At 47.0% G+C, this 430-nt stretch carries 1 protein-coding gene; it reads right to left on the reverse strand.

Features of this window, described 5'->3' with window-relative positions; genetic code table 11:
- On the reverse strand, window positions 1-430 hold a 430-nt coding region (locus tag F0U44_RS24365; RefSeq protein WP_223163827.1), incomplete at both ends, for a hypothetical protein.

Below are 430 nucleotides of genomic sequence, written 5' to 3' on the forward strand. Positions count from 1 at the left end.
ATTAAGGCTGCGAAGACCAATGCGCCAATTGCGGTACAATAAAGTTGTAATTCACTAGTTATTCCGGATGCTCGCCAAATCTGAAAAAAGCCTGAGGTTATTTGTATTCCTCGGAAGCCTCCGCCCACATCTCCATTCAGGATTTCTTGGCCCACTATTGGCCAAACCACCTGAGCACTAGGTCCAATGTGAGTAGGATCACTCAGCCATGCTTCATAATTGGAAAAACGAGCACCATGGAAATACATGCCACTCAGCCAAAGAAAGATGATAGAGAGTTGGCCGAAATGGGCACTAAATACTTTTCGAGAGATTTCCTCCAAATCACTGGTATGCCTAACAAAATCGAGAGCACCAGCATGTAGGATCCAGATCCAAGGGGCTGGAGCAGGACCCTTAGCTACTGTACCTGAGAAATGGCCGGGCCTAG

This window comes from Nocardioides humilatus (assembly GCF_008373755.1).
GTDB classification, from domain to species: Bacteria; Actinomycetota; Actinomycetes; order Propionibacteriales; family Nocardioidaceae; genus Nocardioides; species Nocardioides humilatus.